Raw genomic sequence first — 1135 nt, forward strand, 5'->3', positions numbered from 1 at the left:
GCAAAAACGTTTGCGGCGGATATTCAGGCGCCTCTGGATGAACAGGAGACGGAAGGTATCACGATGCTGTTCGATATGTTCTGGGCGGCGGCGGAGAAGGAAGTTACTGAAAAAGTATGGGAACAATATAAAAAGATAACAAACCCGGAGTCAGATGAATATATCCTGAATGATGAAGACTATACGGGCTTACTCACATATACAATGTTTACGGGCGAGGTATCTAAGTAACTACAAGGATAAATTCTAAATGTGAGTGTCATGAGAAAAATTACTTGTTTCGCATGTATGAAAGCAGAACGGCAATGACAGAGATAAGCATTAAAGGTGAGTTCCAGACTCACCTTTTTAATTTTAACTTCAGGTAAAGGTGATAAAATGCTATTGGAACTGATACTTGTGACTCAGGAAAAAACACTGTACGAATTCAGAGAGGAAACGGATGAGCAAGGTAGAGACTGTCGGAAAAGTACACTAGTATGAAATATAGAGATTTTAATAGCAATAATGACTTAAAAAAAACAATAATGTATTTCGTATCAAATGGCGATGGATGCTGATTATCCCATAAGTAATGACTATTTATAGTTAATTACTTATCTTTTCTAACTTATTATCCAGAAACTTCTCAATCCATTTTCTTGCAAAACTAAGATTTGATGAACAACTAATAAACGTCTCAGCAATCAGTTTTTTCATATGGTCGAGATCTTTGACAAAATTACAGGAAATTATTCTTTTGACACTCTTCCAGATGAATTCGATTGGGTTCAGGTCAGGCGAATATGGAGGCAAATAGACCAATTCGATATTATTTTCCAATGAGAAATCCACTGTATCTTTTGCCCGATGTGACCTGAAATTGTCAAGAATGATCACTATTCTCTTTCCCATGTTGCTGTTTTTAATAGTTGATAGAAACGAGCACACGTCCTCTTTAGTTGAATGTTCCTTGAAATCAATAACAGAATTACCATTCAATGAATAAAACCCGAATGAGTTTGCTTTTAGCCTGGTTGTGTTTTTAAACATGACTGGTTTATTGAAAGACCACAAACGAACTGTATTTGACGTTGTTTGAGGGGACGATTCATCAAGAAAAACGACAACGCAATTATCATCAATTAGCGGTAAG

General features: G+C 36.2%; 2 protein-coding genes. One reads left to right on the plus strand and one right to left on the minus strand.

From position 1 onward, the window contains the following. Positions 1 to 231: hypothetical protein (locus BB781_RS15930; RefSeq protein WP_207205293.1), on the plus strand; the 231-nt coding region annotated here is incomplete at its 5' end. Between the two features lie 357 nt (positions 232 to 588). Here BB781_RS15930 and BB781_RS15080 read toward each other — a convergent pair. After that, a partial coding sequence (locus BB781_RS15080) for an IS630 family transposase (RefSeq protein WP_129582751.1) occupies positions 589 to 1135 on the minus strand: 547 nt, incomplete at its 5' end.

Source organism: Methanolobus psychrotolerans, from assembly GCF_002243045.1.
In the GTDB taxonomy this organism is placed as follows: domain Archaea; phylum Halobacteriota; class Methanosarcinia; order Methanosarcinales; family Methanosarcinaceae; genus Methanolobus; species Methanolobus psychrotolerans.